This window comes from Microlunatus speluncae (assembly GCF_009299835.1).
Taxonomy (GTDB): domain Bacteria; phylum Actinomycetota; class Actinomycetes; order Propionibacteriales; family Propionibacteriaceae; genus Microlunatus; species Microlunatus speluncae.
Genome location: NZ_VKCZ01000004.1, coordinates 183,839 through 206,548 on the forward strand (window position 1 = coordinate 183,839; position 22,710 = coordinate 206,548).

The 22,710-nt window shown below is 71.1% G+C and carries 25 protein-coding genes; 9 read left to right on the forward strand and 16 right to left on the reverse strand.

Annotation, left to right across the window (positions count from 1 at the left end):
• Positions 1–56 precede the first annotated feature (56 nt).
• Genes FNH24_RS07155 through map form a run of 3 tightly spaced genes read right to left on the reverse strand, consistent with a single transcriptional unit; the run spans position 57 to position 2,615 of the window.
• Positions 57–842, reverse strand: coding sequence for a DUF4191 domain-containing protein (locus FNH24_RS07155; protein ID WP_152361465.1), 786 nt, complete (start codon positions 840–842; stop codon positions 57–59).
• A gap of 23 nt (positions 843–865) precedes the next feature.
• The gene (gene lipA / locus FNH24_RS07160; protein WP_152361466.1) at positions 866–1,792 is read right to left on the reverse strand and encodes a lipoyl synthase; all 927 of its coding nucleotides are present in this window, start codon (positions 1,790–1,792) and stop codon (positions 866–868) included.
• 49 nt (positions 1,793–1,841) lie between these two features.
• Positions 1,842–2,615, reverse strand: a complete 774-nt coding sequence (gene map / locus FNH24_RS07165) for a type I methionyl aminopeptidase (protein WP_152361467.1) — start codon at positions 2,613–2,615, stop codon at positions 1,842–1,844.
• A 64-nt stretch (positions 2,616–2,679) separates the two neighbouring features.
• Between map and FNH24_RS07170 the strand changes: the two genes are divergently transcribed.
• A complete protein-coding gene (locus FNH24_RS07170; RefSeq protein WP_152361468.1) occupies positions 2,680–2,970 on the forward strand; it encodes a helix-turn-helix domain-containing protein in 291 nt (96 codons plus the stop codon).
• Here FNH24_RS07170 and FNH24_RS07175 read toward each other — a convergent pair.
• The 7 genes from FNH24_RS07175 to FNH24_RS07205 form a co-directional block, all read right to left on the reverse strand.
• On the reverse strand, positions 2,951–3,490 hold the full coding sequence (locus FNH24_RS07175; protein ID WP_152361469.1) for a hypothetical protein: 540 nt from the start codon (positions 3,488–3,490) through the stop codon (positions 2,951–2,953). The genes FNH24_RS07170 and FNH24_RS07175 overlap by 20 nt on opposite strands.
• Positions 3,491–4,201 (reverse strand): lipoyl(octanoyl) transferase LipB, encoded by a 711-nt coding sequence (gene lipB, locus FNH24_RS07180; protein ID WP_152361470.1) that lies wholly within the window; start codon positions 4,199–4,201, stop codon positions 3,491–3,493. It abuts the gene before it with no gap.
• A 21-nt stretch (positions 4,202–4,222) separates the two neighbouring features.
• Positions 4,223–5,119, reverse strand: a complete 897-nt coding sequence (locus tag FNH24_RS07185; protein ID WP_152361471.1) for a TIGR01777 family oxidoreductase — start codon at positions 5,117–5,119, stop codon at positions 4,223–4,225.
• Positions 5,120–5,139: 20 nt separating this feature from the next.
• Positions 5,140–7,065 carry a 2-oxoglutarate dehydrogenase, E2 component, dihydrolipoamide succinyltransferase gene (sucB, locus tag FNH24_RS07190; RefSeq protein WP_152361472.1) on the reverse strand — a complete coding sequence of 642 codons (1,926 nt, stop codon included), beginning with the start codon at positions 7,063–7,065 and terminating at the stop codon, positions 5,140–5,142.
• A 117-nt stretch (positions 7,066–7,182) separates the two neighbouring features.
• Positions 7,183–8,589 (reverse strand): dihydrolipoyl dehydrogenase, encoded by a 1,407-nt coding sequence (gene lpdA, locus FNH24_RS07195; RefSeq protein WP_152361473.1) that lies wholly within the window; start codon positions 8,587–8,589, stop codon positions 7,183–7,185.
• Between the two features lie 42 nt (positions 8,590–8,631).
• Positions 8,632–8,934 (reverse strand): DUF2510 domain-containing protein, encoded by a 303-nt coding sequence (locus tag FNH24_RS07200; RefSeq protein ID WP_152361474.1) that lies wholly within the window; start codon positions 8,932–8,934, stop codon positions 8,632–8,634.
• Positions 8,935–8,988: 54 nt separating this feature from the next.
• Entirely contained in the window at positions 8,989–9,420 is a 432-nt protein-coding gene (locus FNH24_RS07205; protein ID WP_152361475.1) for an Lrp/AsnC family transcriptional regulator, read from the reverse strand.
• Between the two features lie 117 nt (positions 9,421–9,537).
• On the opposite strand from FNH24_RS07205, the gene ddaH reads away from it, so the two are divergent.
• Positions 9,538–10,422 (forward strand): dimethylargininase, encoded by an 885-nt coding sequence (ddaH, locus tag FNH24_RS07210; protein WP_152361476.1) that lies wholly within the window; start codon positions 9,538–9,540, stop codon positions 10,420–10,422.
• A complete protein-coding gene (gene rocD, locus FNH24_RS07215; protein ID WP_281351015.1) occupies positions 10,419–11,630 on the forward strand; it encodes an ornithine--oxo-acid transaminase in 1,212 nt (403 codons plus the stop codon). Before ddaH ends, rocD begins: the two co-directional genes overlap by 4 nt.
• Before the next feature lie 91 nt (positions 11,631–11,721).
• Here rocD and FNH24_RS07220 read toward each other — a convergent pair whose 3' ends face one another.
• On the reverse strand, positions 11,722–12,387 hold the full coding sequence (locus FNH24_RS07220; RefSeq protein WP_152361477.1) for an FMN-dependent NADH-azoreductase: 666 nt from the start codon (positions 12,385–12,387) through the stop codon (positions 11,722–11,724).
• Between the two features lie 84 nt (positions 12,388–12,471).
• Here FNH24_RS07220 and FNH24_RS07225 point away from each other — a divergent pair, with 84 nt between their 5' ends.
• From FNH24_RS07225 to FNH24_RS07235, 3 genes are all read left to right on the forward strand, one after another.
• The gene (locus FNH24_RS07225) at positions 12,472–13,080 is read left to right on the forward strand and encodes a TetR/AcrR family transcriptional regulator (RefSeq protein WP_175047866.1); all 609 of its coding nucleotides are present in this window, start codon (positions 12,472–12,474) and stop codon (positions 13,078–13,080) included.
• Positions 13,081–13,109: 29 nt separating this feature from the next.
• Positions 13,110–13,790: a TIGR03089 family protein gene (locus FNH24_RS07230; RefSeq protein ID WP_152361478.1), complete on the forward strand. Its 681-nt coding sequence runs from the start codon at positions 13,110–13,112 to the stop codon at positions 13,788–13,790.
• Positions 13,791–13,863: 73 nt separating this feature from the next.
• Entirely contained in the window at positions 13,864–14,202 is a 339-nt protein-coding gene (locus FNH24_RS07235; protein ID WP_152361479.1) for a hypothetical protein, read from the forward strand.
• 332 nt (positions 14,203–14,534) lie between these two features.
• Here the strand turns inward: FNH24_RS07235 and FNH24_RS07240 are convergent, their stop codons facing one another.
• Positions 14,535–15,722: a sialidase family protein gene (locus FNH24_RS07240; RefSeq protein ID WP_152361480.1), complete on the reverse strand. Its 1,188-nt coding sequence runs from the start codon at positions 15,720–15,722 to the stop codon at positions 14,535–14,537.
• Positions 15,723–15,823: 101 nt separating this feature from the next.
• Positions 15,824–17,344 carry a leucyl aminopeptidase gene (locus FNH24_RS07245; protein WP_152361481.1) on the reverse strand — a complete coding sequence of 507 codons (1,521 nt, stop codon included), beginning with the start codon at positions 17,342–17,344 and terminating at the stop codon, positions 15,824–15,826.
• Positions 17,345–17,421: 77 nt separating this feature from the next.
• Here FNH24_RS07245 and gcvT point away from each other — a divergent pair, with 77 nt between their 5' ends.
• Positions 17,422–18,534, forward strand: coding sequence for a glycine cleavage system aminomethyltransferase GcvT (gene gcvT / locus FNH24_RS07250; RefSeq protein ID WP_152361482.1), 1,113 nt, complete (start codon positions 17,422–17,424; stop codon positions 18,532–18,534).
• Entirely contained in the window at positions 18,531–18,827 is a 297-nt protein-coding gene (locus tag FNH24_RS07255; protein ID WP_152361483.1) for a hypothetical protein, read from the forward strand. The genes gcvT and FNH24_RS07255 overlap by 4 nt, the downstream gene beginning before the upstream one ends.
• A 66-nt stretch (positions 18,828–18,893) precedes the next feature.
• On the opposite strand, the gene FNH24_RS07260 is transcribed toward FNH24_RS07255, so the two are convergent.
• From FNH24_RS07260 to FNH24_RS07270, 3 genes are read right to left on the reverse strand one after another with little or no spacing between them, the layout of a single operon-like run.
• Entirely contained in the window at positions 18,894–19,373 is a 480-nt protein-coding gene (locus FNH24_RS07260) for an NUDIX hydrolase (protein ID WP_152361484.1), read from the reverse strand.
• Positions 19,339–20,712, reverse strand: coding sequence for a glycosyltransferase (locus FNH24_RS07265; protein ID WP_152361485.1), 1,374 nt, complete (start codon positions 20,710–20,712; stop codon positions 19,339–19,341). The genes FNH24_RS07260 and FNH24_RS07265 overlap by 35 nt, the downstream gene beginning before the upstream one ends.
• On the reverse strand, positions 20,709–21,479 hold the full coding sequence (locus FNH24_RS07270) for an FkbM family methyltransferase (RefSeq protein ID WP_161606037.1): 771 nt from the start codon (positions 21,477–21,479) through the stop codon (positions 20,709–20,711). Before FNH24_RS07270 ends, FNH24_RS07265 begins: the two co-directional genes overlap by 4 nt.
• A 179-nt stretch (positions 21,480–21,658) precedes the next feature.
• On the opposite strand from FNH24_RS07270, the gene FNH24_RS07275 reads away from it, so the two are divergent.
• Entirely contained in the window at positions 21,659–22,672 is a 1,014-nt protein-coding gene (locus FNH24_RS07275; protein WP_152361487.1) for a Glu/Leu/Phe/Val dehydrogenase family protein, read from the forward strand.
• Positions 22,673–22,710: the final 38 nt, after the last annotated feature.

Genomic DNA, 22,710 nt, shown 5'->3' on the forward strand with positions numbered 1-22,710 from the left:
TTCGCGACACCACGACCAGGATCATCGGTGGGTCCGGGCTCAGGGAGCGAGCAGGATCAGCGGCCGCGCATGGCTTGGCGGGTGCCGCGGACCTGGCGCGGATTGGTCGGCATCGGGCCCTTGGGGACGGCGATCTTGGGCCGGACCGCGTCCAGGGCGCGCAGTCGCTGCTTGATGTCGGTGATCTGGGGCGGGGCCAGCTTCTTGGGCAGCTTCTTGATGTGATCGGTGAGCTTGTCCAGCGGGATCTGGCCCTCCTTGTCACCCATCTGGACGGTGATCACCTCGACGCCGTACGCCACGCGCTCGTGCTTGCGCACCTCACTGGTCAGCAGCGCCTTCAGTCGGCCGGGCTCGCCCTCGCCGATCAGCACCAGGCCGCCCGGGCCGAGGGTGCGGTGCACCACGTCGAGCTGCTTGTTGGCGGCGACGGCGGGCTCGGACACCCACTTCTTGGGCAGCATCTGCAGCGCGACCTCGGCCGATCCGGCCTGGCCGGCGTACCGCTTGAAGGTCGCCTTCTTGGCCCGCTGGACCAGCACGATCATGGCCGCGAGCAGGCCGACCATCAGGCCGAGGATGCCGAGATAGATCGCCTGGCCGATCAGGAATCCGATCACCAGCAGCACGACCACCGAGCCGACGAACGCGCCGGCCAGCAGCCACGGCAGCGGCTTGTCGTACTCGTGGGTGATCTCGTACGCCCGCCGGATCTGCCGGATCCGGCCCATGTCGGCCGGATCGGTGCTGTTCTTGCGGCGTAACTTCTCCGCCCGCTCCGCCGCCTTGGCCTGCGCCTTGGCCTCCTTGGCGGCCGCCCTCACGCTTTTCGCGTCAGCCATCAGTCCTCATCCCAACTTTTCCGTCATGCCGCCCGTCGTTCCATCGCCTGACGGTACAACCTTCCGGCGCGATATGAGGAACGGACCAACGGCCCGCTCATCACGCCGGCGTAACCGATCTCGGTCGCCTCGTCCTGCAGCTCGACGAACTCCTCCGGCTTCACCCAACGCTCCACCGGATGGTGCCGCGGCGACGGCCGCAGATACTGGGTGATCGTGATGATCTCCGTGCCGGCGTCGTGCAGGTCGCGCAACGCCGCCGAGACCTCGTCCCGGGTCTCGCCCATGCCGAGGATCAGGTTGGACTTGGTGACCAGCCCGGCCTCGCGGGACCAGCGCAGCACCTCCAGCGACCGCTCGTAGCGGAAGCCCGGCCGGATCCGCTTGAAGATCCGCGGCACCGTCTCCACGTTGTGCGCGAAGACCTCGGGCCGGGTGCCGAACAGCTGGCCCAGGTAGTCGCGGTTGCCGGAGAAATCGGGGGCGAGCATCTCGACCCCGACGCCGGGGTTGAGCTCGTGGATCTTGCGGATCGTCTCGGCGTAGAGCCAGGCGCCCTCGTCCGGCAGGTCGTCCCGGCAGACGCCGGTCACGGTCGCGTACCGCAGGCCCATCTTCTGCACCGACTCGGCCACCCGCAGCGGCTCAGCCGCGTCGAAGTCGGCCGGTTTGCCGGTGTCGATCTGGCAGAAGTCGCAGCGCCGGGTGCATTGGTCGCCGCCGATCAGGAACGTCGCCTCCCGGTCCTCCCAGCACTCGAAGATGTTGGGGCAGCCGGCCTCCTGGCAGACCGTGTGCAGGTCCTCCCGCTTAACCAGCTGCCGGAGCTCGGTGTATTCCGGGCCCATCCGCGCCGTGGTCTTGATCCAGGACGGTTTGCGTTCGATCGGAACCGCCGCGTTTCGAACCTCCAGCCGCAGCAGCTTCCGTCCTTCGGGCGCGATCGTCACGCCCGTCAGCCTACTCGGCGGCCACCGGTGGCCCGCCCGTGGTTCGACCTCACGTCCTCGGCAGGGTGAGGATCTCGGCGCCCTCCTCGGTGATGGCGATCGTGTGCTCGCTGTGAGCGGTACGACAGCCGGTGGCGCTGCGCAGTGTCCACCCGTCGGCATCGGTGACCAGCTCGGCGGTGTCGGCCATCACCCACGGCTCCAGGGCGAGCAGCAGCCCGGGGCGCAGCTTGTAGCCGCGGCCGGGCCGGCCGGTGTTCGAGATGTGCGGGTCCTGGTGCATCGTCGAACCGATGCCGTGGCCGCCGTACTCGGTGTTGATCGAATAGCCCGCGTCCACGAGCACGGTGCCGATGGCGAAGGAGAGGTCACCGATCCGAGCCCCGGGTACGGCAGCGGCGATCCCCGCGGCCAGCGCGCGTTCGGTGGCGTCGATCATCGCGACGCTCTCGGCCGGCCCCGTCCCGCCCACGATGAAGCTGATCGCCGAGTCGGCCGCGACCCCGCCCTTGATCACCGCCAGATCGAGGGTCAGCAGATCGCCCTCGGCCAGCCGGTAGCCGGACGGCCGGCCGTGCAGCACCGCGTCGTTGACGGCCGTGCAGATGTAGTGGCCGAACGGTCCGCGGCCGAAGGACGGGGCATAGTCGACGTAGCAGGACTGGGCGCCGGCTTCGATGATCATGGTCGCGGTCCACCGGTCGATCTCCAGCAGGCTGGTGCCGACCGTGGTCCGCCGCTTCAGGGTCTGCAGGATGTCGGCGACCAGCGCGCCGGTTTCCCGGCCGCGGGCCACTTCGGCGGGGTTCAGGATCTCGATCATGCGGTGCCCTTCTCGTGGACCAATAACTATACCGGTCATATTATCCCGGTATTAGTATCGGGTCATGGTCAGGTTGCCGCTCACTCCCGCGGAGGTCGAGCGCGGGCAGCGCCTCGGGGCGTTGCTGCGTCGCGCCCGCGGCGAGCGTTCGATGCTCGAGGTCGCGCTCGACGCCCGGGTCTCGCCGGAGACGTTGCGCAAGATCGAATCGGGTCGAGTGGCCACGCCGGCCTTCTCCACCATCGCGGCGATCGCCGCCGTCCTCGGCCTGTCGCTGGACACCGTGTGGGCCGAGATCTCCCGGCCCGAGCCGGCCGCCCGGCCGGCCCGGCGCACTACTCGCTCAGTCGCCTGACCCCGCGGGCGAGGTTGATCGCCCAGACCGCGGCGGCCACCGGCAGCCACAGACCCCAGGCCGCCTTGCCGGCCGAATGATCGGGATCGAAGTCGTAGCGGTCGCCGCCGAGCCCCTCGATCCTCAGGTCGTTGACCGACGGGAGGAGGGCGATCGCACCCAAGATCAGCACGCCGGCGAGGACGTACTGGATGGTCGGCAGCCGGCCGGGGAGCTCGGGAGAGCCGGCGAGCAGCAGGGCGATCACGGCCGTCGCCAGCAGCGCCAGCACCAGCACCGCGCTGATGATCATGGCGTACACCTGATCACCGGTGGACTCGCCCGGCTCACGGATCCGGCTCAGCGCCAGGAACAGACCGGGCGTGGAGAGCGGGTCCTGGTCGTCGTCGGCGGTGTGGGTGATCGGAGCGATCATCGCGGCGATGGTGATGCCGACCTGCACCAGCGCGAGGCTGAGCAGCACGAGCCGGGTCAGTTCCTTCGTCCTGAGCTGGACTCCGTACAGGTCGTGATCTTGCATCTACTGGCCCGAGACCGTGAGCCCGTAGCGGACCCCGGCCCGGCCGGCCAGGTCCGGTGCGGGCACGTAGGCCTCGAAGTCGAGCAGGTCCTCGAGCTTGGTGACGACAACCGCGGCCACCTCGAGCAGGCTCGGCGGATACGGCAACTCCGCAGCCATCGACGTGACACCGGCGTCGACGATGCCGCACGGAATGATCTTGCTGTACGCGGTCAGCTCCGGGCTGACGTTGAGCGCGAAGCCGTGCATCGTCACGCCGCCGGCGACCCGGACGCCGATCGCGCCGATCTTGCGCTCCGGATGATGATCATCGGCCGCCAGCCAGGCGCCGGACCGACCGGGCACCCGTCCGGCGGTGATGCCGAACTCGGCCACGGACCGGATCAGCGCCTCCTCCAGCCGGCGGACGTAGTCGACCACCTTGATCTGCTCGGGCAGCCGGACGATCGGATAGCCGACCAGCTGGCCGGGACCGTGCCAGGTGATCTTGCCGCCGCGGTCGACGTCGATCACCGGCGTGCCGTCGGTCGGTCGCTCGGTCGGCTCGGTCCGCTTGCCCGCGGTGTAGACCGAATCGTGCTCCAGCAGCAGCAACGTGTCGGGCAATCGCCCGGCGACGACCTGTTCGTGCACCTCCTGCTGCACCAGCCAGGCCTCGGAGTAGTCGATCAGTTTCGAGCCGAGGCCGAGCAGGCGGACGTCCAGGGTCATGGCCTTCACCTTACGTCGGAGTCAGTCATCCAGGGCGAGCCGCAGGGCGGACCGGATGTCGTCGCCGCGGAACTCGAACCCCTCGGCGAGCAGCCGGCCGGGCCGGACGTTCATGTCGCCGAGCAACTGCTCGGCCATCTCGCCCAGCACCCGGCGGAGCACGGGCGCCGGGGCCGCGATCAGCCGCGGCCGGCGCAACAACTCGGCCAGCGTGTCGGAGAACTCGGTGTTGCTGGCCGGGGTCGGGATGGTCAGGTTGTATGCGCCCCGGGCGTCCGGATTGTCCACCGCCCACTGAATGGCCCGCAGGTAGTCGGTCAGGCTGATCACCGGCGTCCGCTGACGTCCGTCGCCGAGCTTGGCGCCCAAACCCAACAGCCAGGGGATCTTGGCCAGGCCGAGCAGCCCGCCGGACCGGCTGAGCACCGGACTGGTCCGGATGATCACGGTCCGGATGCCGGCCTGCGTGGCCGGCTGGGCCGCGGCCTCCCAGTCGATGATCAACCGGGACAGGAAATCCGTCCCGGGCGGGTGATCCTCGGTGGCGGCCGGGTCGCCCACCTCGGTGCCGTACGCCGAGATCCCGCTGGCCTGGAGATAGAGCCGCGGCTTGTCCTCCAGCCGGGCCAGCGACTCGGTCAGGGTCCGTCCCGGATCGACCCGGGACGACTTCAACAGCCGCCGCCGGGCCGGGGTCCAGGGCCAGTCGGCGATCCCGACACCGCACAGATTGATCACCACGTCGACGCCGGCGAAGGCGCGCTCGTCGATCGTCCCGGCGGCCGGGTGCCAGCGGAATTCGGTGGCCGCGACGGGCTCGCTGCGGACCAGCCGCACCACCTGGTCACCCTGCTCGGCCAGCCGGACCCGCAGCGCGGTGCCGAGGAACCCGGATGCGCCGGCGAGCAGGTACTTCATCGATCAGCCACCGAACGGACTCAGAGACCGAACTCGGACTCGAAGTCGCCTTCCTCCAAACGCTCCTTGAGGGTGCCGAGGAAGCGGGCCGCGTCGGCGCCGTCGACGATCCGGTGGTCGTAGGACAGCGACAGATACATCATGTCGCGGACCGCGATCGTCTCGCCGAGCACCTTGTCGGTCAGCACCACCGGCCGCTTCACCAGCGTGCCGGTGCCGAGGATGGCGACCTGCGGCATGTTGACGATCGGGGTGTCGATCAGGGCGCCCCGGCTGCCGGTGTTGGTCACCGTGAAGGTGCCGCCGGTGACGTCGTCCGGGGTGAGCTTGTTGCTCCGGGTCCGGTCGGCCACGTCGGCGATCTTCTTGGCCAGGCCGGCGATGCTGAGATCACCGGCGCCCTTGATCACCGGGACCACCAAGCCCTTGTCGGTGTCGACCGCGATCGAGATGTTCTCCGTGGCCGGGTAGGTGATCTCCTCGGCCTCGGTGTCGACCGTCGCGTTGAGCTTCGGGTGCACCTTGAGCGCGTCGACGGCCGCCTTGATCAGGAACGGCAGGTACGACAGCTTCACGCCCTCCCGGGCGAGGAAGTCGTTCTTCACCTTCGCCCGCAGCCGGGAGACGACGGTCAGGTCGACCTCGACGATCGTGGTCAGCTGGGCCGACGTCTGCAGCGATTCGACCATCCGCTTGGCGATGATCTTGCGCAGCCGGGACATCTTCTCGGTGGTGCCACGGAGCGAGCTCGGCTGCACGGCCGCGGCCGCCGGGGCGGAGGCCGCCGCGGGCTGCTCGGCCGCCGGCTGCTCGGCCGGGGCCGCGGGGGCCTTGGCCGCTTCGGCCGCCGCGAGCACATCCTGCTTGCGGATCCGGCCACCGACGCCGGTGCCGGTGATCGAGCCGAGATCGACCTCGTGCTCGGCCGCGAGCTTGCGGACCAGCGGCGTCACGTACCCGGGGCCACCGTCGCCGTCGACCTGCGCCGAACTCGGCTCGGGCGCCTTCTGCTGCGCCGGGGCCTGCTGCGGCGGGGCGGACTGGGCCGGGGCCGACTCCTGGGCCGGCTTGTCCCGCGGCTCGTCGGCCTCGCTGCTCGGCTCCGGGGCCTCGGCCCGGCGCGGCTGCTGCTCCGGCTCTTCCTGCTCCGTGGCCGGCTGCTCGTCCTGGCTCGGCTGGGCCGGGGCCTGATCGGAGGACGCCTGGTCGGCGGACCCGATCACGCCGAGCACCGCGCCGACCTCGACCGTCTCGTCCTCCTTGACCCGGATCTCCAGCAGGGTGCCGGCGGTCGGGGAGGGGATCTCGGTGTCGACCTTGTCGGTGGAGACCTCGAGCAGCGCCTCGTCGGCTGCGACGGTCTCGCCGACCTGCTTCAGCCAGCGGCTGACCGTACCCTCGGTCACGCTCTCGCCCAACGCGGGCAGGGTGACCTCGGTGCCCTGGCCGCTGCCGGACGGCTGGGCGCCACCGGTCGGCTGCTCCGGCTGGTCGTCCTCGGCCTGCGGCTGCTGCTCCTGTTCCGCCTGCGGCTCCTCGGCGGCGGTGTCGGTCTGCTCGGCCTGCGGCTCCGCGGGCGGCTCGGCCTCGGCCTGCTGCTCCGCCGGCTCCTGCTGCCGGGGCTCTTCGGCCGGCTGCTCCTGGGCCTGCTGCTCCTGGGTCTGGGCCGGCTGCTCATCGCCACCGGCGTCGCCACTCGGCTGCTCGTCGGCGTCGCCGATCACCGCCAGCACGGCGCCGACCTCGACGGTCTCGTCCTCGGCCGCCTTGATCTCCAGCAGCACGCCGGCCGCGGGCGACGGAATCTCGGTGTCGACCTTGTCGGTGGAGACCTCGAGCAACGGCTCGTCCGCCGCGACCGTGTCACCGACCTGCTTCAGCCAACGGGTGACCGTTCCCTCGGTGACGCTTTCGCCCAACGCCGGGAGGGTTACAGAAGTCGACATGATGGATTGAGACTCCTTCATTCGGGGGCCGTGCCGTGGTGCTCAGGGTTTCGGGGATCAGCCTAACGCCCGGCCCTCAGCGGCGCGGCGCGGCCAGTCGGTTGACCCCTCCCGGCGTCAGCCGTGCACATGGAGGGGCTTCCCGGCCAGGGCGAGGTGGGCCTCGCCGATGGCCTCGGACTGCGTCGGATGGGCATGGATGGCGGCGGCGACGTCTTCCGGGTACGCCTCCCAGGCGGTGATCAGCTGCGCCTCGCCGATCAGCTCACCGACCCGGGAGCCGAGCAGGTGGATGCCGACGATCGGGCCGTCCGGGGCCCGGACCAGCTTGACCAGGCCGGCCGTCCGGAGGATCTGGGACCGCCCGTTGCCGGCCAGGTCGTAGCTGATCGTGACGGCGTCACCGTATTCCGCCCGGGCCGCCTCCTCACCCAGCCCGACCGAGGCCACCTCCGGATCGCAGTAGGTGATCTTCGGGATGTCACGGTCCCGGACGGGCGCCGGTGGCCGGGCGTCGGGCCGGCCCTCGGCGACGGCGATCTCCTCGGCCACGAAGATGCCGTGGGCGAAGCCGCGGTGCGCCAGTTGCAGCCCGGCGACCAGGTCACCGACCGCGTACGTCCTCGGCGTGCTCGCGGCGAGCCGCTCGGTCACGGTGACGAAGCCGCGGTCCAGCTCGACCCCGGCCTCGGGGTAACCCAGCCCGGCCGACCGCGGCCCGCGGCCGACGGCGACGAGCAGCAGCTCGGCCTCGACCGCGCGGCCGGTGCTGAGTGTCACCCGCACTCCGTGCTCGCCGGCGTCGACCTCGGCGACCGGAGCTCCGGTGAGGTTGGTGATCTTGCGCCGCCGGAACGCCCGCTCCAGCCCGGCGGAGAGCTCGGGCTCCTCGTTCGGCAGCAGCCGCGGCAGTGCCTCGATGATCGTCACCTCGACGCCGAACGACCGCCAGGCCGAGGCGTATTCGGCGCCGATCACGCCGCCGCCGAGCACGATCGCCGACTTCGGCAAGGACTCCAGTCGCAGCGCATGATCACTGGTGATCACCCGCCGGCCGTCGACCTCCAGGCCGGGCAGGCTGCGCGCTTCGGAGCCGGAGGCGAGCACGAGATGCCGGCCGGTGATCACCTGATCACCGACGGCGACCCGGGGCGGGTCCTCGGCCGACTCGGCCGGCAACAGCCGCCCCTCGCCGGAGATCACCGTGATGTCGCGGGAGCGGACCAGCCCGGACAGCCCTTTGTAGAGCCGGGCCACCGTCGCGTCGGCGTACGCCTTGACGCCGGCCAGATCGATCCGTTCGATCACCGTGTGGACACCGAACTCGGCGCCGTGCCGGGCCGCGTCGGCGATCTCGGCCGCATGCAGGATCGCCTTGGTCGGGATGCAGCCGCGATGCAGGCAGGTGCCACCGACCTGGTCCTTTTCGATCATGGCCACCGAGAGCCCCAGCTGGGCGGCCCGCAATGCGGTCGCGTACCCACCACTCCCGGCGCCGAGCACCACCACGTCAAAGTCGCCCATGGTGCCCATACTTACACCGAACCGTCGCGGCCCTGCACCCGGCTAGAAGAGGTTGGAGATCTGGCCGATCGGGCTGTCGGAGAGCGCGGTGTTCCAGATGTCCGGCTGATCCGACGGGTCCTGCCTGATCACCATCGTCAACACGCCGATCAAGATCAACACCAGCAGGCCGGCCACCCAGAAGATCGGGATCCGGCCACGGCGGGCCGTGGTGGCGACCGCCGTCCGTCTGGGTACGGGACGCGCGGGGTCGCGGGTGGTGCGGCCGGACCAGGACGTACCGTCCCAATAACGGAGTCGTTGGGGCGTGCCGCTCGGGTCGGGGTACCAGCCGGGATCTGCCATGGCGCGGCCAACGCTATCGGTCGCGGGGCGCAACCTCGTCCAGGTGCCGCGACACTAGCCCCGCTCGATCAGCCGGGACAGGACGATGATCGATTCGGTCCGGTCGACCGTGTCGTCCTCCCGGATCCGTTCCAGGGCTCGCTCCAGGTGCTGCACGTCCCGGGCCCGGACCCGCAGGATCGCGTCGGCCTGGCCGGTGATCGTGCTGGCGCTGACGATCTCCGGCACCGGTTCCCAGATCCGCTGCAGGCTTTCCGGCGAGATCGTGCCCTTGCAATACACCTGGACGTAGGCCTCGGTGCCCCAGCCCAGCGCCGCCGGATCGATCATCGCGGTGAACCCGGCGATGGTGCCGTCGGCGACCATCCGGTCGACCCGGCGTTTCACCGCCGGAGCCGACAGGCCGACCTCGGCCCCGAGCTCGGCGAACGTGGCGCGGGCGTTTCCGGCGAGGCGTTCGACGATTCGTTCGTCCAGTGCGTCCATGGCTTGACAGGGTAGCGCAACGAATCGCCGTATCGGCACAGATCGCGCAACAGACTGAGCTGGATCGAGCAAGAAATGTGGATTGATTGCAATCCGGGTGGCCCTTAGCTTTGGCTCATGACCGACCTGACCCTGGCGCCCGGACGCGCGCCCGAGCGACGAGCACGGCTCCGTCGCTACCTGATGACGCCGCCGGCGCACTTCGCGGTGACGTACGCCATCAACCCGTGGATGGATCCGGCCGTGCCGGTCGACCGCGATCGCGCCCTGGCCGAGTGGCGGGGGCTGCGGGACACGTACCGGCGGCTGGGTCATCGGGTCGACGAGCTGGCGCCGGTCGCCGGGCTGCCCGACCTGGTCTACGCCGCCAACGGGGCCCTGGTGACGCCGGGGGCCACGGTCGGAGCGCGCTTCGCCTTCCCGCAGCGCGCCGCCGAGGCCGCGGTCTATGCCGACTGGCTGGAGCGCGCCGGGCTCGGGCCGGTGCTGCTGCCGGCGGAGATCAACGAGGGTGAGGGCGACTTCCTGGTCGTCGGTTCGAGTGGACTGGCGGGCGCGGTGCCGACGTCGGTGATCTTGGCCGGTACGGGCTTCCGGACCACTCCGGCCGCGCATGCCGAGGTGGCCCGGCTGACCGGCCTCGAGGTGATCACGCTCGAGTTGATCGATCCGCGCTTCTATCACCTGGACACGGCGCTGGCCGTGCTGGGCGACGACTCCATCGCCTACCTGCCGGGGGCGTTCGCGCCGGCCAGCCGGGCCGAGCTGGCTCGCCGCTACCCGGATGCGGTGATCGCGACCGAGGCCGACGCCGCCGTGCTCGGGCTCAACCTGGTCTCCGACGGTCGGAACGTGATCATGGCCGCCGCCGCGACCGACCTGGCGCACGACCTGGAGTTGCGTGGCTACGTCCCGGTGCCGGTCGCCATGCCGGAGCTGCTCAAGGGTGGTGGCGGAATCAAGTGCTGCACGCTGGAACTGCGACGGAACGGAGAGCGATGATGACCACCATGATCACCGGCGAGGGACTGATCGAGCAGGAGCAGCAGCACCTGGCGCACAACTACCACCCGCTGCCGGTGGTGATCGAATCCGGCGACGGTGCCTGGGTGACCGACGTTGACGGCCGGCGCTACCTGGACTGCCTGGCCGCCTACTCCGCGGTCAACTTCGGCCACCGGCATCCGATGATCATCGACGCCGCGGTCCGGCAGCTGGGCCGGGTCACCCTGACCTCGCGGGCGTTCCACTCCGACCAGTTGGGGCCGTTCTCGGCCCGGCTCGCCGCCCTGTGTGGCAAGGAGATGGTGCTGCCGATGAACACCGGCGCCGAGGCGGTGGAGAGCGGGATCAAGGTGGCCCGGAAGTGGGGCCACGACGTCCGCGGCATCGCCGAGCCGGAGATCATCGTCGCCGGCGGCAACTTCCACGGCCGCACGATCACGGTGATCAGCTTCTCCGACGATCCCGAGGCCCGGGCCGGGTTCGGTCCCTTCACGCCGGGCTTCGTCACCGTCCCGTACGGCGATGCCGAGGCGGTGGCCGCGGCGGTCACCGATCGGACCGTCGCCGTGCTGGCCGAGCCGATCCAGGGTGAGGCGGGGGTGATCGTGCCGCCGCCCGACTACCTGCCGGGCCTGCGGGAGCTGTGCGACCGGCGCCGGATGTTGTTGATCTGCGACGAGATCCAGTCCGGGCTGGGCCGGACCGGGGCGACCTTCGCCAGTGATCACGTGGGCGTCGTGCCGGATCTCTACCTGCTCGGCAAGGCGCTGGGTGGAGGGGTGGTGCCGGTCTCGGCGGTGGTCGGCGACGCCGAGGTGCTCGGCGTCCTGCAGCCGGGGCAGCACGGCTCGACCTTCGGCGGCAACCCGCTGGCGGCCGCGGTCGGCAGCTGCGTGGTCGGGCTGCTGGAGTCGGGGGAGTTTCAGCGCCGGGCGGCCGGGCTCGGGGTGCTGCTCCATGATCGACTGCAGGCCCTGGTCGGCTCCGGCGTGACCGCCGTCCGTGGCCGCGGATTGTGGGCCGGGGTGGACATCGACCCGGCGATCGGCACCGGCCGGGCCATCTCCGAACGGTTGCTGGAGCGTGGGGTGCTGGTCAAGGACACCCACGGTTCGACCATTCGCTTCGCACCCCCGTTGGTGATCACCGCCGAGGAGATCAGCTTCGCCGTCGATCAACTGGCCGCCGTCCTCCCGCCCCACTGACCCGCCACAACCCCGAGTTGTCAGAACTAGGGGCCGCTCTGGCGTCCCCTAGTTCTGACAACTCGGGGTTGTCGGCGGCAGGGCCGGGCGTTCAGGCCGCTCTGCGTTCGGTGAGCAGGTCGGCGACCAGCGCGTCGATGCCGTGCCGGGCCTGGCGCAGGGACGCCTGATACTCCTGCCGCCGGGACTCGAGCAGCGGATCGACGCGCGCGTTGGCCAGGTCGACCGCCAGAGTGCGGGGCGCCGGCAGGCGGAAGTGGCCGGTGACGAAGTCGGTCAGGTAGGTCAGCAGGTGCTCGACGCCGGCGTTGGGCGCGCCCGGGGCATAGCTGCCGCCGCGGGCGGCGAGGACGACGAAGCGTCGCGGCGCGAGATCCATCCGCGGGAAGGTGACCTGGTCGATCCAGGCCTTGAGTGCGGCCGGGGCGCCGTAGTTGTACATCGGCGTGGTGATCAACACCACGTCCGCGGTGATCAATTCGGTCAGCAACGGCTCGATCACCGACCAGGCCGCCCGTTGATCATCGGTACGCGCGCCCTCGGTCAGCCGGTCCAGCGCCGTGATCTCGTCCCGCATCAGGTTGTCGCAGATCTCGGTCCAGGCGGCGGTGATCGGCGGGACCGGCTCGGCGGCCAGGTCGCGGTGGACGTACCCGGAATCGGGCAGCCGGTGCCGCCAGGCTGTCACGAAAGCTCGGCCCAGCTCGCGCGAGATCGATCGCGGCCGGGCGCTCGCGTCGAGATGCAACAGGTTCATGGGAGTCCCTAAGTGGTCAATGTGTCCGGTTAATTCGCGAGGCTAACACAAGTGGACAAGGTGTCCGGTTGATAGGCTCGGCGGGTGGTCGGTCGTGACTTGCTGAACCCGGCGGCAGGCAGCCGGCCGGCCGAACGCGCGGACGCGGGCCGCAATCGGCAGCGGGTCCTCGCCGCCGCCGCCCGGCTGTTCGCCGAGCGGGATCCGCGCACGGTGACGATGGACGATGTGGCCAAGCAGGCCGGCGTCGGGCGGGCCACCCTCTATCGCCGCTATCCGTCGATCGGCGCCATCGCCGAGGCGCTGCTGGATCAGCACGAACGCGAACTGCAGGAACTGATCATCTCCGGGCCGCCGCCGCTCGGGCCCGGCGCCGCTCCGCCCGATCGGCTGGTCGCCTTCTACGCCGCGATGGTCCAGTTGCTGCACAGCCACGCCGCCCTGGTGCTGGCCAGCGAGGTCGGCCAGGCCCGGTTCGAGACCGGTGCGTACCGCTTCTGGCGGCTGCATCTGCGGCACCTGACCCGTGCGGCCGGTGTCGCGGACCCCGAGGTCGTCGCCGAGCTGCTACTGGCGCCGCTGGCGCCGGAGGTGTTCCTGGAGACCCGGCGTTTCGGCGCCTCGCTACGCGCGATCGAGCGATCCCTGACCCAGTTCGCCCGAGCCCTGACGGCCGCCGGTCCCGAGGCGTGAGGCTGCCGGGCCTGTGGCAGTCTGACCGCGTGCGTACGCCAGCGATGATCATGGCCGACCTGCTGCGGTCGGACGGGACCCGCCCCCGGGTCACGTACTACGACGAGACCTCGGGTGAACGGATCGAACTCTCGGCCGTCGCCCTGGACAACTGGGTCGCCAAGGCCGCCAATCTGCTGGTCGAGGAGTTCGAGGCCGCACCGGGGACGGTGATCACGATCCGGCTGCCGGACGGCCACTGGCGCACGCTCTACTGGGCCCTCGGGGTCTTCGCCACCGGCGCCACCCTGGACCTGACCGGGTCGGCCGACGCTTCGTTGACGATCACCGACGACCCGGCCACGGCCGCCGATCCGCTGATCGTGGTCACCCTGCCGATGCTGGCCCGACGTCACCCCGGCCCGTTGCCGGCCGGGGCGGTGGACGAGGCGGCCGAGATCTCCGGCTTCCCGGACGTCCTGATCGCCCCCGCCAGTCCGGCGGCCGGTGACCGGGCTCTGGTCGCCGCCGACGGCGAACTCGACTACGCCGGACTCGTGCCGGCGGGACCGGCCGGCGGCCGGGTGCTGGTCACCGAGACCGGCGCGGACTTCATCCGCCGGTGCCTCGCCGTCTGGGCCGGCGACGGATCGGTGCTGCTGGTCAACGGGGCCGACCCGGCGACCCTGGAGCGCCGGCTCGCCGAAGAACGGGTCGACCCCACGCCCTGACCGGCCGGCGGATCCGCGACTCGGCGCGCCGGAAGACGCCGGCGACCTGGAGCGGCCGGACATAATGGGTCGCATGGGTTGGCTCAAACGCGGCGCGGAACGGCTGCGACGCGGTGCTCGTTCGGCGCGCGCTGGATCGGTCGACGACGCCGTGACGCGGCACCTGACCGAGTTCGTCCAGAACCGTCGCGGCGTCGAGGCCTTCGTCGAGCCGCAGACCTCCGTCACCCAGACCTCGCTGCTGCTGGTCGCGTACGACGGCGAGTGGACCCGCCGCACCATCCCCACCCCGCAGTGGGGCCACGCCTTCGCCGAGCACCTCGAGATCCCCGGCTACGACGCGGCCGTGGTCGGCTACCCGCAACGGATGCGCGACTACAACACCCGGATGAAGAAGCGCCCACCCGCCTGACCCCCGGCAACTCGGAGGCAGCGAGCTGGATTTCCACGCATCGCGCCGCCTTCGCGCCCTTTCCTCGCTCTTCGCGCCGGTTACTTCGGGGGCGAAGTCGCAGAAGGTGGGGCGAAGGCACCTGAGTGCCGCACGCTGAGGGAGACCCGAGCCTCGAGGGGGTGGGCGGACGCCATTCGTCGGCTCCGCCGAGTGCTCAGGTCGGGCGTGTCACGAAAAAGACTGCATGCTGGTTGGTTGGTCTCCGTTATCCACACCCCTACGCCGAGTTGTCAGAACTGAGTTGTGCTCTGGCACAACTCAGTTCTGACAACTCGGCGTTTGGGGGGCGGTTAGGGGCGGTGGAGGTAGTCGCCGGCTTTGGTGTAGACGCCGACGATGGACTTCAGGTACGGGTCGGAGGTGACGGTGAAGTAGCGGGCGGGGGAGAAGGCGACGCTGGAGGGGTTGGCCTGGTCGAAGGTGGGGGCGCCGTGGATGGCGGCGTCGTAGACCAGGAGCTCGGGCTCGTCGCCGATGCCGCGCTCGGGGTGGCGGAGGATCCGGCCGAGGGTCGGCCGGCCGGAGTTGATCTTGCCCGACGGGTCGCCGTAGGTGAACAGGATCGCGCCGTTGCGCAGCCGTAGCTGGTGGTGCGACGAGGCCGGCAGGCCGCTGTCGACCGGCGTGCTCCAGGACCGGCCCTCATCGTCGGAGAAGGACACGTAGGCCAGGTTGCGCGACGTCCGGATGATCGACAGCAGTGAGCCGTCGCGGAGCACCGAGAGATTGGGTTCCTGATAGTCGAGGCCGGTGGTGTGGCCGATGAAGGCCTCGCCCGCCTCGGGCCAGGTCAGCCCGCCGTCGCTGGATCGCACCACCGTCGCCGGGCCGTTGCCGCCTTCGGGCAGCCGGCCGTACAGCGGGACGAGCAGGTCACCGTCCGGCAGCTCGACGATCGGCCCGTGGGTCGCCGCGTGCCCGGCGTAGTAGGCGCCGACGATCACGTCGGACGGACCGGACATCGCGGTGCCGACCTGCACCGGCTCGCTCCAGGTCCGGCCGCCGTCGGTGGACCGGGCGACGAAGGTGCCGACCAGGGTCGCCGGATTCTGACTCGGATAGCCGGTCCAGTCGGTGCGGAAGAAGTTCATCAGGATCGTGCCGTCGCGCAGCTGCACCAGCTTCGGGTCGCGGTCGTCGATCGAGGTGTCGACGGCGACTCGCGGCTCGGACCAGGTCCGGCCGTCGTCGGAGCTCTCCACCACCAGGATCCGGCCGTCCTGCGCGATGTGGCTGACCGAATCCCGGTAGCCGACCAGCAGCCGGCCGTCGGCCAGCCGGATCATGTCGGGGAAGAACGCCATCCGCCCGGCTGGAGCGGTGGCGACGATGACCGGGTCGGTCCGGGTGCCCGATCCCGATGCCGGCCGGACGTCGTCCGGTGCGGTTCTCGGAGCGGCGGACGCGGGCTGCCGGCCGAGGGCGGCGGCGGTGACGCCCAGGGCGGCGGTGGTGAGCAGGGTGCGACGATTCGGCATGGTGGCTCCTGGAAGCGGGCCGGGCAGCTGCGGGGTCGCTGCGTTGGCTGCATCCCTGCCTATCTGGCACGTCGTTCCATGTCAACGGAACGGAGCAGACCTCAGTCCTGCATCGACTCCGCGAGCGCGATCAGCGTCCGGACCGCCACCCCGGTGCCGCCGGCCGGCGTGTAACCGTACGGCTCGCCGCCGTTGAACGCGGAGCCGGCGATGTCCAGGTGGGCCCAGCCGACGTTGTCCGGTACGAACTCGCGCAGGAACGCCGCGGCGATCAGCGCACCCCCGGCCCGGTCGGTGCCGGTCGAGCGCAGGTCGGCGACCTTCGAGTCGAGCTTGGCCCGGGTCTCGGTCGGGATCGGCAGCTGCCAGGCCGCCTCGCCGGCCGCCTCGGCCGCGTCCAGCACCCGATCCGCAGTCTCGTCGTCGGCGGCCATCAGGCCGCTGGTCCGGTTGCCCAGGGCGACGACACAGGCCCCGGTCAGGGTCGCCACGTCGACGATCAGGTCCGGCTTGTCCTCGCCGGCCCGGACGATCGCGTCGGCCATCACCAGCCGGCCCTCGGCGTCGGTGTTGCCGTTCTCCACCGTCTTGCCGCCGTACATGGTGAGCACGTCCGACGGCCGGTACGACGTGTCGGACGGCAGGTTCTCCGCCAGCGCCGCGTACCCGGTGACCGTGACCCGCAGGCCGAGCCGGGCGATCGCCGAGATCGCCGACAGCACCGCCGCGGCTCCCGCCATGTCCGACTTCATCGTGTACATGCTGTCGCCCGGCTTGAGGTTGAGCCCGCCGGAGTCGAACGTGATCCCCTTGCCGACCAGGGCCAGGTGGGCCTTCGCGCCGCGCGGCGTGTAGCCGAACCGGACCAGCCGCGGCGGCCGGGACGACCCGCCGCCGACGCCGAGGATGCCGCCGTAGCCGCCCTTCTGCAACGCCTTCTCGTCCAGCACCTCGACGTTGATCCGGGCATCGCGGACCAGGGCCCGGGCGTCCTCGGCGAGGCTGTCCGGGAACAGCAGGTTCGGCGGCAGGTTGACCCAGTCCCGCGCCTGGGCGACGGCACCGGCGATGATCCGGGCCCGGTCCACCAGGTCGGTGCCGGCCTTGGCGTCGTTGATCACGGTCAGCTGATCGATCTGCGGGTGCTGGGTCTTGGCCGAGATCGGCTGGTAGCGGTAGCTGCCGAGCAGCGCGCCCTCCAGCACCGCCTGCAGGGTCTCGGGATCCTCGGCCGGCAGGGCGAGCGCGATCGACAGCGACGCCTCCTCGGCGAGCCCGCCCGCCTGGCGTACGGCAGCGCCGGCAACCCGGCGCAGCCCTTCGGGGGTCGGCTCGTCGGCGCCGAGTCCGGCGACCAGCAACCGCGGTCCGTCGCCGGCGGCCGGCAGGATCACCGTCTTGCCCTCGTCGGGCTTGGCTCCGAGGGATCGGGCCAGATCGGTCACCGAGACGCCGAAGCGTTTCGTCTGCGCCTTCTCGATCGCCTCGGGCACGGCAACCACGCCCTGCGTGCTCAGGCCGATGATCAACACGTCGCAGCTGCGGGGAAGGGTCTTGGCCAGGCCGATCGACGGCAGGGTGGGAGCGGGCAACGTGCGACCTCTCGTCGGTGCGGGTGGCATTCGAGTGAGCCATCAGGTTATCCCCCGGCCGGTGCTCGGGGGCGGCCGGACCGGAACCCGTGAGGTAGGTTCGCGGGGTGGGCAGCGGAGAGACTGAGCCGACCCGATCACCGTTGCATGATCGGCACGAGGCCATCGGCGCGAAATGGGCGGAGTTCGGCGGCTGGCTGATGCCCGTCGAGTACGCGGGCGCGGGGGTGCTCGCGGAGCACGCGGCGGTCCGCGACGCGGTCGGCATCTTCGACGTCAGCCATCTGGGCAAGGCCGCGGTGGCCGGCCCGGGCGCGGCCGACTTCGTGAACCGCTGCCTGACCGCGGACCTGACCAAGATCACGCCGGGCAAGGCGCAGTATTCCCTGCTCTGCAACGAATCCGGCGGGGTCGTGGACGACCTGATCGCCTATCTGAAGTCGCCCGACGAGGTGTTCCTGATCCCCAACGCCGCCAACTGCGCGGAGGTGGTGCGGATCCTCGGCGAGGCCGCGCCGGAGGGGGTCACGGTCACCGATCGGCACCCCGACTTCGTGGTGATCGCGATCCAGGGACCGCATTCGGACGAGGTGCTGCGGACCGCCGGGTTCGAGGCCGGCCACCCGTACATGTCGTTCGTGATCGCCGACCACGACGGGGCCGAGGTCACCGTCTGCCGCACCGGCTACACCGGTGAGCGCGGCTACGAGCTGGTCGCGCCGGCCGAGGTCGGCGCCTCGCTGTGGGACCGGGTGGTCGCCGCCGGGGAGCCGTACGGGCTGCAGCCGGCCGGTCTGGGCGCCCGTGACACGTTGCGGACCGAGATGGGCTATCCGCTGCACGGCCAGGACATCTCGCTCGAGATCACCCCGGTGCACGCCCGACTCGGCTGGGCCGTGGGCTGGAAGAAGGAGACCTTCTTCGGTGCAGAGGCGTTGCGGGCGCTGAAGGCCGAGGGGCCGGACCGGCTGTTGCGCGGGCTGAAGGCGACCGGTCGCCGGCCGGCCCGTCCCGGGATGGACGTGGTCGCCGCCGGCGCCGTGATCGGCACCGTCACCTCCGCCACCTATTCGCCGACCCTGCGGCAACCGATCGGGCTGGCCCTGATCGACGCCGACCGGACCGACGGTGACGTGGTCAGCGTCGACGTCCGCGGCCGGACCGAGGAATTCGTGATCACCAAGCCGCCGTTCGTCACTCCCGGGGTGCGCGAGCCGTGATCACCAGGGCCCGGATCACCCACCTCGCCGTGATCATCGTCGGGTTGTTGATCATGGCCTACCCGTTCACCCTCGGCGCGGCCGAGACGTTGACCTGTCGCGGTGTCCCGATGACGCCGGGCAGCACCTGCCTGAAGGCCGACGGCAGCGCGGCGGAGAGCTATGCCGACCGGATCTCCAAGGCGGCGGTCGCCCGGCCGATCGTGGTCGGCGCCGGCGGCCTGCTGGCCGTGTTCGGTGGCTTCCTACTGATCAAGGACGTACGTCGCCGCCGGGACGCCGTCGCTCACTGAGCCACGTCACGACGCTCCGAGGAATCGAGATCACCGGGATCGGGGTCAGGAACCGAACCAGCGGCGTCACTGATCGATGACGGGTGGGGCATCGCGCGGCAGAGCAAGCATGATCCGGCGCCGCTCCTGCTCGGACACGTCGGGCAGATCGGTGACGGCGAACCAGCCGACGTCGGTCGACTCCTCGTCGCCGACCGCCGGCTCGCCGGAGATCCAGCTGCAGCGGAAGACGTTGCTGACGAACTGGCACCGGTCGCCGTTCGGATAGGTGATCGGCGGGCCGGTGCTGACCAGCACCAGCCGGTCGACGACGGCCTCGACCGAAACCTCTTCGGCGATCTCGCGCACGATGCAGGTGGCCGGATGTTCGCCCGGCTCGACGATCCCGCCGACCGAGGCCCAGCGGCCGGTGTCGGAGCGTCGGCCGAGCAGCACCCGCTCGGCCCCCGGCTCCCCGTCGACCACGACACCGGCCACTCCGGGCAGCAGCAACAGTTCGGTGCCGATCTTTTCACGCAGGCGGCTGATGTAGTCGGGAGTCGGCACCGGACGACCCTAACCCGGCGGAGTTCACCGCCACCGATCGGTACGCGGCGGTGATCTTGGTCAGGAACGTCTCGGGCCGGAAGATCGCTCGGGTCGTCACCGCGGCCTGGCAGGCCGCCGCCGCCCGCCCGGGGTCCTCGGCCAACTCGATCAGGCGCTCGGTCCAGGACGCCTCGTCGGGCCCGTCGGTGAGGATGCCGGCGGCCGGCCGGTCGTCGTTCGTCGTGCCCTCGGTCAGCCGCGGATCGCAGTAGAGCACGCCGCGGCCGGCCAGGATCGCCTCGACGATGGACATCGGCTGGTTGTCGAAGCCGTACGAGGTCAGGGCCAACAGGTGATGATCATGGAGCAGTCGGACGATCTCCGCGTGCGGCCGGCGGCCGAGGAAGGTGATCGCGGGGTGGTCCCGGGCGATCCGCCGGGCGGCGGGCAGCTGCTCGCCGTCGCCGGCGATCGTGATCGCCAGCCGGCCGGCGCCGACCCGGTCGAGGGCCCGGACCGCGCCCCGGACGAAGGGCAGCAGCCGCTTCTCCGGACCGCAGCGGCCGGCCCAGATGATCTTGACCGGTCGGGCCGGCGGCGGCTCGGCCGGCTCCGATTGTCCGGTCAGCGTGTTCGGAATCACCCGCAGGCGGGTGATCCCGGCGGCCCGCAGCCGTTCGGCCTGGTGCGCGGACGGGGAGATCACCAGCCGTGCGCGCCGAGCCATCCGCCAGGTCATCGTCCGTAGCGCCGCGTCGCCCGGCCGGTCCGCCAGAACCGCCGTCGGGCGGTCGCGGGGCCAGCCGGTGAGCCGCCCGTGGAAGCGGTCCACCGCGGCAGCCAGGGCCCGCTGGGCCGGGAAGTCGGACTGCCAGAAGAAGGTGTGCACGGAGTGCACGACCGGCAGTCCGAGCTCGCCGGCCACGTCGACCGCGGCCGCGGCGAGGCCGAACTCCGAATGCAGGTGGACCATCTCGATCCGGTGCTCGCGGAACCAGGCCCGCAGCCGGGAGCGGAGTTCGGCGGAGTTGGTGATCACCGGAAGCCGCAGGCCGGGAAGGGTGACGCGGAACGGCACCTTGATCAGGTGGAAGCCGGTGGATTCGGGGCGGGAGGTGGATTGCCCTTCGACAGGCTCAGGGAACGGTGCAGTGGTCGGCTCAGGGAACGGTGCAGTGGTCGGCTCAGGGAACGGTGCGGTGGTCGGCTCAGGGAACGGGGTGGCGGGGGCGATCAAGATCACCTCGTGGCCGGCCGCGGCCAGGGCGCGGGCCTGTTCCAGCAGAGCGGTCTGGGCGCCGCCGAGGTAGTCGAGCAGGTAGTCGCAGACGATGGCGACCCGGATCGGTTCGCTCACCGGGCCGCGACGGCCTCGGTGCTGAACAGATAGTTGCGCCCCGCCGTGGTCACTTCGGCCACCGGGGTCCAGCGCCCGGAGCGCCAGGCGAACATGCCGTACCCGCGCGCGGTCAGCGAACCGGCGACCTCGGCCGCGGTCCGGCCGTACCTGATCAGATGCCGGTCCTCGATCTCCAGCAGCAGGCTGGGCCGGTCTCGCTCGAGGATGCGCTCGGCGCCGGCCAGCACCGAGGGCTCGAAGCCCTCGACGTCGATCTTGAGAAACCGCACCCGCCCGATCCGCTGTTCCCGGCAGACGTCGTCCACGGTGCTCACCGGGGTGATCAAGGTCCGGGTGCTGGAGAAGGAGATCCGGCGGCCCGGGCCGACCTGCCCCGACCGGAGGTGGGCCCAGCCGTGGATCGGCAGCCCGAACCGGTACGGCAACGTCAGTTCCTGATCACCGGCCCGCGGGCCGAGTGCCGCGTGATGGAGGCGGACCTGGTCCGCGCCGGCGGCCGCGCGGAGCCGGCTGAGGATCCGGTGCGGCACGGGCAGCGGCTCGAAGCTGTGCACCTGCCCGGACCGTCCGACCAGCTCGGCCAGGGGGAAGGTGTACATGCCGTAACCGGCGCCGATGTCGAAGCAGACGTCACCGGGCCGGACGAGTTGATCAAGCCCCCGCAGCTCGGGCTCGGCCAGCCCGAGCGCGGCGCTGCCCCGGAGCGCCCGGGCCAGCCCGATCCGGGACGGTGCGGCGGCCCTGTGCTGCTGTCGGGTGATCATGTCGACCGAAGCTACGGACGGATTCCCACCGGCCCCATCCCCCGAAGGAGCGCAACGATGGTGCACCGCCCTCACCCTCCGGAGTGACGACGACCGGCCCGAAACCGACCGGGCGGCCGCGAAACGACACATTCGGCGGCGAGCGCTGCCACGATGAAGGATCGCCGGGAGGAGGCGTCATGGCCGTAACAGAACTGTCCGTCGCCGGGTTCGAGCACGTACTGATCGAGCGGGACGGCCGAGGCCGGCCGAGGTCGATCGTCGTGGTCCACGACACCACCCTCGGCCCGGCCCTCGGTGGGGTCCGGCTGGCCTCCTATCCCAGCGCGGACGTCGCGATCGAGGAATGCCTGGCGCTGGCCCGGGCGATGACGCTGAAGATGGCGGTCTCGGACCTCGAGCTCGGCGGCGGCTGGAGCCTGTTGATCGGCGAGGTGGCGGACAAGTCGGCCGAGCTGCTGCGCGCCCACGGCCGGGTGATCGCGACCCTCGGCGGACGGTTCATCCCGGTCAACGATGTCGGCACCGACCAGGCGGACCTCGCGGTGATCGGTGAGGTCACGGCCCCGGTCTGCGCGCAGGGGGACCCGTCACCCTGGACGGCGCTGGGGGTCGCCGCCGCCATCCGGGCCTGTGCCCGGCACCTCGGTCAGCAGGACCTGACCGGGCTTCGGATCGGCATCCAGGGGGCCGGTCGCGTCGGCACGGCCCTGGCCGAGCTGCTGGCCGCCGAAGGGGCGGTGCTGGCCGTCGCCGACGTACGCTCCGAGCGGGCGGCGGCGCTCGCGGCGCGCACCGGCGCGTCGGTGATCACGCCCGACTCGATGATCACCGCGGAACTGGACGTTTTCGCGCCCTGCGCCCTCGGCGGGATCGTCGACCGGGAATCCGTGGCAGGCCTGCGCTGCCGCGCGATCGCCGGCGGAGCCAACAACGTGCTGGCCACACCGGAGGTCGCCGTGGACCTGCAACGGCGGGGGATCGTCTACGCGCCGGATTTCTGTGCCAACGCCGGCGGCGTGATCTTCCTCCAGGGACAGCTGCTCGACCACGACTCGGCCGCGATCCGGGCGAGGGTGCTGACCATCGGCGACCTGATCGCCGAGCTGCTGGTACGCGCCCGCGACGCCGGGATCACCACCACCCAGGCCGCGGTCGACCGAGCCCACGCCCGATTGGCCGCCGAACGCTGACCGGAGGCTGAGTTGTCAGAATTGAGTAGCCCCAGGGC

Bases quoted from the DNA above. Each gene is read 5' to 3' on its own strand.
- FNH24_RS07185 (WP_152361471.1), bottom strand. From the start codon at position 5,119: ATGAAGTACCTGCTCGCCGGCGCATCCGGGTTCCTCGGCACCGCGCTG.
- rocD (WP_281351015.1), top strand. From the start codon at position 10,419: ATGATGACCACCATGATCACCGGCGAGGGACTGATCGAGCAGGAGCAG.
- FNH24_RS07170 (WP_152361468.1), top strand. From the start codon at position 2,680: ATGGTCAGGTTGCCGCTCACTCCCGCGGAGGTCGAGCGCGGGCAGCGC.
- sucB (WP_152361472.1), bottom strand. From the start codon at position 7,065: ATGTCGACTTCTGTAACCCTCCCGGCGTTGGGCGAAAGCGTCACCGAG.
- map (WP_152361467.1), bottom strand. From the start codon at position 2,615: ATGATCGAGATCCTGAACCCCGCCGAAGTGGCCCGCGGCCGGGAAACC.
- FNH24_RS07200 (WP_152361474.1), bottom strand. From the start codon at position 8,934: ATGGCAGATCCCGGCTGGTACCCCGACCCGAGCGGCACGCCCCAACGA.
- FNH24_RS07220 (WP_152361477.1), bottom strand. From the start codon at position 12,387: ATGAACCTGTTGCATCTCGACGCGAGCGCCCGGCCGCGATCGATCTCG.
- FNH24_RS07155 (WP_152361465.1), bottom strand. From the start codon at position 842: ATGGCTGACGCGAAAAGCGTGAGGGCGGCCGCCAAGGAGGCCAAGGCG.
- FNH24_RS07240 (WP_152361480.1), bottom strand. From the start codon at position 15,722: ATGCCGAATCGTCGCACCCTGCTCACCACCGCCGCCCTGGGCGTCACC.
- FNH24_RS07275 (WP_152361487.1), top strand. From the start codon at position 21,659: ATGGCCGTAACAGAACTGTCCGTCGCCGGGTTCGAGCACGTACTGATC.
- lipB (WP_152361470.1), bottom strand. From the start codon at position 4,201: ATGACCCTGGACGTCCGCCTGCTCGGCCTCGGCTCGAAACTGATCGAC.
- lpdA (WP_152361473.1), bottom strand. From the start codon at position 8,589: ATGGGCGACTTTGACGTGGTGGTGCTCGGCGCCGGGAGTGGTGGGTAC.
- FNH24_RS07175 (WP_152361469.1), bottom strand. From the start codon at position 3,490: ATGCAAGATCACGACCTGTACGGAGTCCAGCTCAGGACGAAGGAACTG.
- ddaH (WP_152361476.1), top strand. From the start codon at position 9,538: ATGACCGACCTGACCCTGGCGCCCGGACGCGCGCCCGAGCGACGAGCA.
- FNH24_RS07270 (WP_161606037.1), bottom strand. From the start codon at position 21,479: ATGATCACCCGACAGCAGCACAGGGCCGCCGCACCGTCCCGGATCGGG.
- FNH24_RS07205 (WP_152361475.1), bottom strand. From the start codon at position 9,420: ATGGACGCACTGGACGAACGAATCGTCGAACGCCTCGCCGGAAACGCC.
- FNH24_RS07235 (WP_152361479.1), top strand. From the start codon at position 13,864: ATGGGTTGGCTCAAACGCGGCGCGGAACGGCTGCGACGCGGTGCTCGT.
- FNH24_RS07245 (WP_152361481.1), bottom strand. From the start codon at position 17,344: ATGCCACCCGCACCGACGAGAGGTCGCACGTTGCCCGCTCCCACCCTG.